Below are 8444 nucleotides of genomic sequence, written 5' to 3' on the forward strand. Positions count from 1 at the left end.
ATAGTCAATTAAATGAACGTTACATAGTAGCAGACATAACCAAACGTGTCAATTGTGTGATTAAATATGTCGATCTATAAACAACTGCTCTTGGATGCGGTTTAGCCCTTCTTTGATCTTGCCAGCCCTAACCTCACCAATACCATCAACTTTAACAAGTTCCTTCGCGGAAGCCTTGACGACATCGTTTAACGTTCCAAACTCTTCTACCATCGATTCGACAATTAAGAAAGGCAAACGAGGTATTTTATCCAGAATTCTATATCCTCTAGGTGTCACTGGATCATCTACCTTTGTAGAGGAAGGATATCCAAGCAGTTTCAAAATCTTCGCATCTTCCATTAGTTCTGTATTGGTAACCTCTTGAAGTTTCTTTAAAATATAATGGGGTTCATAATCTCCGTACTTGCTATAATCCTTTAGCAACAGACGTGCTTCATTCTCAATATTAGATACAAGTTCTGTTAGCTGTAGCTGAATCAAGCGCCCTTCGGTTCCTAATTCATTTACATACCCTAAAATTTCGTTTTTTATGCGTAAAACCATTTCTATGCGGTGTATAACTTGTAACACCTCTGAAAATGTAACCATTTCTTCAAATTCCAAAGCACCCAGGTTCGTAACCCCCTGGTCCAAGACATTTTTGTATTTCTCCAAAGTTTGCATAGCTTGGTTTGCCTTTGTGAGAATAACTCCTATATCTTTTAAGGAATACTTTAGGTTACTTTTATATAGCGTAATGACATTTCGTCTTTGAGAAATAGCAATCACAAGTTCGCCTGTTTGCTTAGCCACACGTTCTGCAGTTCTATGGCGCATTCCTGTTTCTGTAGAGGAAATAGATGGGTCAGGAATTAACTGCGCATTAGCAAAGAGTATTTCTGAAGCCTTCTCATTTAAGATCAGGGCTCCATCCATTTTCGCAAGTTCATACAGATGTGCAGGCGTAAACGACGACTGAATATGAAAGCCACCATCTACCAGTTGTTGCACTTTGTCATTATACCCCAGAACAATAAGCCCCCCTGTGTTGGCACGAAGAACATTATCGATCCCTTCACGCAAGGGCGTACCTGGGGCTACAAATTTTAATATGTCTCCAATCATGGATTCTCTTCCTTCAACCCATTCCATCTAAGCGCCTCCCAACGTAGCTTTTAAAGCTTCTTGAACTGAGTTAACTCCAATAATCTCGATATCGTCAGGGAGAGTCCAACCGCTTAGATTCTTCTTTGGAACGATCGCGCGTTTAAAACCTAACTTAGCCGCTTCTTGTACACGTTGTTCTATACGGGCAACACGTCGAATCTCTCCTGTCAGCCCCACTTCTCCAACCAAGACATCATCAGGCTTAGATGGACGATCTTGAAAGCTTGAGGCAATACTCACAGCCACCGCAAGATCAATAGCTGGTTCATCAAGTTTCACTCCACCTGCTACTTTCACATATGCATCTTGATTCTGTAAGAGTAAGCCTACACGCTTCTCTAAAACAGCCATTAGTAGCGGCACCCGGTTATGATCTAAACCTGTAGCCATCCTTCTTGGATTTCCATAACTCGTTGGGGATATGAGTGACTGAATCTCAACCAATACAGGTCGAGTACCCTCCATAGAAGCAACAACTGTAGAACCTGCCGCTCCTTGAGACCGCTCTTCTAAGAATATTTCAGATGGGTTCGCTACTTCTTTTAGTCCTTCTTCCTTCATCTCGAAAATACCCATTTCGTGTGTACTTCCAAATCGGTTCTTCACGCTTCGAAGAATCCTGAATGTATGGTGTCGCTCCCCTTCAAAATAAAGTACAGCGTCTACCATATGTTCAAGTAACCTTGGACCTGCAATGGATCCTTCTTTCGTGACGTGTCCTACGATAAAGATTGGAATCCCTTTATTCTTAGCAATGCGCATGAGCTCACTTGTACATTCACGAACTTGCGAAACACTGCCAGGTGCAGAATTCACTTCTTCCTTATAAATGGTTTGTATCGAATCAATAACAACGAAGGAAGGTTGAATCTGATCAATATGATGAGCAACATCCATCATATTCGTTTCAGCTAGTACATAGAGATCATCAGAGAGTACACCTAAACGGTCAGCTCTTAATTTCGTCTGTCTTGTCGATTCCTCACCCGATATATAAAGTACACTTACATCCTTTGTATGAGCAAGTTGAGACGACACCTGTAACAACAAGGTTGATTTCCCTATTCCCGGATCACCGCCAATTAAGACGAGGGAGCCTGGTACAATGCCCCCACCTAACACCCGATTCACTTCTGGCATACCAGTTTTTATTCGAGGCTCTTCTTTTGTTTCGATTGCTGTTATTTTTTCTGGTTTCTTGCTAGTTTGTGCATCACTTGTTACAAATGTATGCCTTCCAGTAGATTTCGATGCCACTCGTTCCTCAACAAGTGTATTCCATTGATGGCAACTTGGACATTTCCCCATCCACTTAGCGGTTTCATACCCACATTCCTGACATACAAACTTTGACTTTTGTTTCGCCAAAAAGATCTCTCCCTTATATCAAAGAAGAGTATGTACTCTCCTTATTATCTCATACGTTTTAATAAATTATCAGTTACAATGTTTTTACAATACCATTACGTATTTTACCTAATAACCTTGCTTATATATATTATTCTTCACTAAAATTCTTCTGTTTTATCCAAATAAATCAACCTTCCACATATTTGTGTCAGATTCAAAACCATATACTAAAAAATCGGAAGGCTCTCACCTTCCGATTTTAAATGATTATCTATTTATGAGCTATCGTTTTGAATTACTATTGTGTGGAAACAGTAAATTCGCCTTTATTATCCACATCGATAACAACATTCTGTCCTGTTGCAATGTTCTCTCTTAATAGCTCTTCTGATAGAAGATCTTCAACGTTCTTCTGAAGAGAGCGACGTAATGGACGGGCACCATATTCAGGATCGAATCCTTCATCCGCAATTTTCTCAAGAGCCTTATCTGTAAGGGTGAAGTCAACATCTAATTCAGTAAGACGTTTCTGTAGCTGATCCACCATTAGAGTAACAATTTGCTTCATGTGTTTTTTCTCAAGAGAATGGAAGACAATGATTTCATCTATACGGTTTAAGAACTCAGGTCTGAAAGCACGTTTCATTTCTTCCATAACTTTGGATTTCATATCTTTGTAATCCTGACTTGCGTCTCCCATTGTAAAACCAGCATATTTGTTCGTTTTCAGTTCAGTTGCTCCAACGTTTGAAGTCATAATGATAACTGTATTACGGAAGTCAACCGTACGACCTTTAGAATCCGTTAATCGTCCGTCTTCTAGAACCTGTAAAAGGGTATTGAAGACATCTGGGTGAGCTTTTTCAATCTCATCTAATAGGATAACAGAATAAGGCTTTTGGCGAACTTTTTCCGTTAATTGTCCACCCTCATCGTATCCAACATAACCAGGAGGCGAACCAACTAGACGAGAAGTAGAGTGTTTCTCCATGTATTCAGACATATCGATCCGAATCATTGCATCTTCTTCACCAAACATAGACTCAGCAACTGCCCGAGCTAATTCTGTTTTACCAACACCCGTTGGCCCTAGGAAGATGAATGACCCAATTGGACGTTTTGGATCCTTCAATCCTGCGCGAGCACGTCGAATGGCTTTGGAAATAGATTTAACAGCTTCTGACTGGCCAATAACACGGTTATGCAAGACATCTTCCATGTTCAGAAGACGCTCAGTCTCGTCTTTAGCAAGCTTTGAAACAGGCACTCCGGTCCAAATAGATACAACAGATGCAATGTCCTCTACGGTTACCTCAGAGTTTTCTTGGCCTTGTTTTTCTTTCCACTCATCTTTAGTCTTATCTAATTCTTCTCGAAGTTTCTGTTCATTATCCCGTAAAGAAGCGGCTTTCTCGAATTCTTGACTTTGTACTGCTGCGTCTTTTTCTTTACGTACTTCTTCTAATTTTTGCTCAAGTTCTTTCAGGTTTGGTGGAGCTGTGTAAGAACGTAAGCGTACTTTAGAAGCTGCTTCATCAATAAGATCAATCGCTTTATCCGGTAAGAAACGATCTTGAATATAGCGATCTGAGAACTTAACAGCTGCTTTAATCGCTTCGTCAGTGATCGTCACGCGGTGGTGAGCTTCATAGCGATCACGAAGTCCTTCAAGGATCTGTTCAGATTCTTCTAAATTTGGTTCATCAACTTGAATTGGTTGGAAGCGGCGCTCTAACGCGGCATCTTTTTCGATGTACTTACGATACTCTTCTAAGGTTGTCGCACCAATACACTGCAAGTCACCTCGAGCTAGAGATGGTTTCAAGATGTTAGAAGCGTCGATCGCGCCTTCTGCACCACCAGCTCCGATTAGTGTGTGAAGTTCATCAATAAATAGAATGATATTTCCGGCTTGGCGAATCTCTTCCATTACTTTTTTCAAGCGATCTTCAAATTCACCGCGGTATTTTGTTCCTGCTACTACCGTTCCCATATCAAGTGTCATAACTCGCTTATCCCGTAAGATTTCAGGAACCTCATTGTTGATGATTTGCTGAGCTAACCCCTCTGCAATCGCAGTCTTACCTACACCTGGCTCACCAATAAGAACAGGGTTGTTTTTCGTACGGCGGCTTAATACTTGAATGACACGCTCAATTTCTTTACCACGACCAATGACCGGGTCAATGTTTCCTTCTTTCGCCACGGTTGTTAAGTCTCGTGCAAGTGAATCAAGGGTTGGAGTATTAGCACTAGCAGACTGTCGGCTACCACCCTGACCATTAGAAGTAGATTCATTGCTTCCAAGCAACTGAAGAACTTGTTGACGTGCTTTGTTAAGACTAACACCTAAGTTATTTAGTACACGTGCAGCAACGCCTTCTCCTTCTCTAATCAGACCAAGTAGAATGTGTTCAGTACCTACGTAAGAATGACCTAATTTCCTTGCTTCATCCATTGATAATTCAATAACCTTTTTAGCCCGAGGAGTATAGTGAATCGTTTGCGATACCTTATCTCCTGTTCCGATTAACTGTTCTACTTCTTCTTGGATTTTATCGGCCGCCAGACCTAAAGCACCTAGCGCTTTTGCTGCAATTCCTTCTCCCTCACGAACTAAACCAAGAAGAATATGTTCTGTTCCAATATTATTATGACCAAGTCGTACGGCTTCTTCTTGAGCTAATGCTAATACTTTCTGTGCTCTTTCAGTAAAACGCCCAAACATCATCGGGCACCCCTCCTAGTCTAATTATATTTCTAAGTTTAGTCTTTCCCGAATTAAGGCTGCTCTTCGAACATCCCTTTCATCAGGAGATAGATTCTGCTGTGCATACTGTTGTAAAAATCCAGGCTGAGTTAAGATCATTAATTCATTCAAGATGGTTTTCGATAAACTGTTTATATACCCTAGGTCTATTCCTAATCGTACATCAGAGAGACATTTAGCAGCTTCTTTAGACTCTATAATACGACTATTAGCCAACACTCCATATGAACGAAAGATCTTATCTTCTAATTGTATGCCGTTTTGTTGAACAATTTGTTGGCGAGCATTTCTTTCTTGCTCAATTAATTGTTCAACAACGCTTTTTAAATCATCTACTATATCTTTCTCAGATTTACCTAACGTAATCTGATTCGAGATTTGAAAGATGTTTCCTATTGCTTCGCTACCTTCCCCATAAATTCCTCTAACTACTAAACCTAATTGATTGATAGCTGGTATTAACCGACTCATTTGTTGAGTCATAGTTAACGCAGGAAGGTGCATCATGACGGAGGCTCTTAACCCAGTACCTACATTTGTTGGACAACTAGTTAAATAGCCACGCTTTTCGTCAAATGCAAAGTTAATCTTTTCTTCTAGCCAATCATCGAAATCAGATGCTTGCTCTAAAGCTTTCTCTAACTGAAACCCCGGAAAGTACAGCTGTACACGGATATGATCTTCCTCATTAACCATGACAGATACTTGCTCATTCTGAGAGATTAAAGTTGCTCCATTCTTAGCATGATCAGACAAATGAGGACTAATTAAGTGTTTCTCTACCAACACTCTCTTCTCAGTAGGATTCAGTTTACTCATATGAATAAATTCAAAGTCTTTATACGGACCAAAAGAATGATCTTCATATTCTTCTTTAAAAAATTCCACCACTTGCTCTAACTCTTCCTGGCCAGCAAGTATCGGAAATGGAATATGATCAAAGTTTCTGGCTAATCGAATCCGACTACTCATGACGATATCACTGTCAGGCCCTTCTTCTTTCAACCATGGACTAATGGCTTCATTCATAAACTGCTCGAGGGACATTACTGATCACCCTCCCTTTGTTCTGAATCCAACTGTCTTTCAAGGGTGCGAATTTGGTCGCGAACCTTAGCTGCTTCTTCAAATTCTTCTTGGTGAATTAATGCTTGGAGTTCGGAACGCTTTTGATCCATTTCTCTTTGGACATGCAATTGTCCACCTTTTCGTTTTGGAACTTTGCCATTGTGAATAGTGTTACCGCTGTGAACCCTTCTGAATATAGGATTTAATCTCTCGTCAAAAGTCTTGTAACAATTTGCACAACCAAACTTACCAACGCGTTTAAATTCATCGTAAGTCAAACCACAATGGCCACATTTTAATGATTGAGGCTCTCTGTGTGAAGCTGAAGGTGACTTGGAATCAGATAGCTGAAAAGAATCAAAGTTAAATAATCCAGATAATAAGTTATGCAAAGAAAGTGAGTCTTGCTCTTGTGACATATAACCCTTATCATAAGCACATTTCTCACAAACATAAACTTCTGTTTTATGCCCATTTACCACTTGAGTAAAATGTAAAGATGCAGGACGCTCATGGCACTCTTGGCACTCCATTTTCCGTCCCCTCCTTTTAATCTTTGTACTTAACGATTGATATCATAGAAGATAGTATCCTTGACCTAAGTTCGTCACGAAGAGTAATTGGAACAGCTAATACATCTTTTGAGATAGCACTTACCATCAGTCTAGCCTCGCGCTCGGAAATTAATTCCTCTTCTAACAAACGTTCTATAACATCAATGGCTCCTTGTTGTGTGACGCGTGGTTGAATAAGTAAAATTAGCTCGTTTAACAACTTCATCTTATCGTGGTGTTGTACACGACTTATTCTTATGTAGCCGCCACCACCACGTTTACTCTCTACTATATAACCTTTTTCCACTGTAAACCGTGTTTTAATCACGTAATTAATCTGCGAGGGAACACATTGAAATGATTCTGCTATTTCACTACGCTTAATCTCGATAACATTGTGATTACTACTCTCAATGATCTCTTTCAAATGCGCTTCAATGATATCGGATATATTCCGCATAGCCCCCCTCCTCAATAATCTTTTTTGACTTTGACTATCTTTGACTATACTTACATTATACAAATTTAAATCTGGTTTGCAACTAAAATGCACTATAAACATTGTTGCCAGATCAACACGTCTTTATCACTTACAAAGTTCTACATTTTTTGAGTTTACTTACGCTGATAAACACACTTCACATGCGGGACAGTAGATAGACGATCAAAAAGCTCTATTTCTTTAAAACGAGCATTATGAGCGAGTTCAATTAAAATATTCCTTTGACCATTCATCTCATTTTCGATTTGAACATGGTTAATATTCAACTCGAAGTGCTCAAAAGCTTCCATAAGCTTTGACATTTCTAACCCTTCAAACACCACGATCTGAATATGATGTTTACTTTTTCGCTTAAAGATTCGTTCTGTATTATTAAGTACAATTAAGCTTATTAACACCACTACAGTCGTAAGAATAGCAGGCCCATACATACCAGCTCCAATAACAAGTCCAAGCCCTGCTACGACCCATATAGATGCAGCAGTGGTCAAACCTCGAATCGTCACACCATGCACCATGATGGTACCAGCACCAAGAAAGCCAATACCACTAATTACATATGAAGGTATACGCGCGGGGTCAAAACGAATCCCGTCATGCTTATTTAAGTAAGGGTCAAATCCGTATAAGGATAGCAGCATCATCATACAAGCCCCTACACCTACTAAAATATGTGTTCGGAACCCTGCTGAATGATTTTTAATCTCCCTTTCAAACCCAATCAATCCACATAATATGACCGCGGTTACAAGCCGAACCGTCATTAACAATAAGTAATCATTAAAAAAGGTCTCCATCGACATCAAATCCCTCCGATGTTCTTATAACTAATATACGTAGATGTGCTTCTAGGTTATGATTAAACCACAGCTAAATTATATTAAGTCGAGAGGAGGATCTTTTTCTTTTACCCTTTTTCACAATGGATTAATCAAATATATGGAGGAGAATTTAGTGCAAATTAAACACAAAAAACCTCAAAGGATATTAATCCTTTGAGGCTACGTTGCATGGCGGCGTCCTACTCTTGCGGGGGTGAAACCCCGACTAC

7 protein-coding genes are annotated in these 8444 nt (G+C 39.8%); all 7 read right to left on the reverse strand.

Going from position 1 to position 8444, the window contains the following annotated elements; genetic code table 11:
• Nucleotides 1-60: 60 nt before the first annotated feature.
• Nucleotides 61-1134, reverse strand: coding sequence for a DNA integrity scanning diadenylate cyclase DisA (gene disA / locus N780_RS18510; RefSeq protein ID WP_036787641.1), 1074 nt, complete (start codon nt 1132-1134; stop codon nt 61-63).
• Nucleotides 1135-2517 carry a DNA repair protein RadA gene (gene radA, locus N780_RS18515; RefSeq protein WP_036787644.1) on the reverse strand — a complete coding sequence of 461 codons (1383 nt, stop codon included), beginning with the start codon at nt 2515-2517 and terminating at the stop codon, nt 1135-1137. It abuts the gene before it with no gap.
• A 280-nt stretch (nt 2518-2797) separates the two neighbouring features.
• Nucleotides 2798-5230 carry an ATP-dependent protease ATP-binding subunit ClpC gene (gene clpC, locus N780_RS18520; protein ID WP_036787646.1) on the reverse strand — a complete coding sequence of 811 codons (2433 nt, stop codon included), beginning with the start codon at nt 5228-5230 and terminating at the stop codon, nt 2798-2800.
• 21 nt (nt 5231-5251) lie between these two features.
• Entirely contained in the window at nt 5252-6316 is a 1065-nt protein-coding gene (gene mcsB, locus N780_RS18525) for a protein-arginine kinase McsB (protein WP_036787649.1), read from the reverse strand.
• On the reverse strand, nt 6316-6870 hold the full coding sequence (gene mcsA, locus N780_RS18530) for a protein-arginine kinase activator protein McsA (RefSeq protein WP_036787651.1): 555 nt from the start codon (nt 6868-6870) through the stop codon (nt 6316-6318). Before mcsA ends, mcsB begins: the two co-directional genes overlap by 1 nt.
• Before the next feature lie 16 nt (nt 6871-6886).
• Complete coding sequence (locus N780_RS18535) at nt 6887-7351, reverse strand: CtsR family transcriptional regulator (protein ID WP_036787653.1); 465 nt, start codon at nt 7349-7351, stop codon at nt 6887-6889.
• 155 nt (nt 7352-7506) lie between these two features.
• Nucleotides 7507-8196 (reverse strand): MgtC/SapB family protein, encoded by a 690-nt coding sequence (locus N780_RS18540; RefSeq protein WP_036787656.1) that lies wholly within the window; start codon nt 8194-8196, stop codon nt 7507-7509.
• Nucleotides 8197-8444 lie beyond the last annotated feature (248 nt).

It is taken from the genome of Pontibacillus chungwhensis BH030062, from assembly GCF_000770675.1.
Classification (GTDB): domain Bacteria; phylum Bacillota; class Bacilli; order Bacillales; family BH030062; genus Pontibacillus; species Pontibacillus chungwhensis.

Excerpts from the sequence above, each read along its gene's own strand:
- mcsA (WP_036787651.1), bottom strand. The coding sequence starts at position 6,870 with ATGGAGTGCCAAGAGTGCCATGAGCGTCCTGCATCTTTACATTTTACT.
- N780_RS18540 (WP_036787656.1), bottom strand. The coding sequence starts at position 8,196 with ATGTCGATGGAGACCTTTTTTAATGATTACTTATTGTTAATGACGGTT.
- mcsB (WP_036787649.1), bottom strand. The coding sequence starts at position 6,316 with ATGTCCCTCGAGCAGTTTATGAATGAAGCCATTAGTCCATGGTTGAAA.
- disA (WP_036787641.1), bottom strand. The coding sequence starts at position 1,134 with ATGGAATGGGTTGAAGGAAGAGAATCCATGATTGGAGACATATTAAAA.
- clpC (WP_036787646.1), bottom strand. The coding sequence starts at position 5,230 with ATGATGTTTGGGCGTTTTACTGAAAGAGCACAGAAAGTATTAGCATTA.
- N780_RS18535 (WP_036787653.1), bottom strand. The coding sequence starts at position 7,351 with ATGCGGAATATATCCGATATCATTGAAGCGCATTTGAAAGAGATCATT.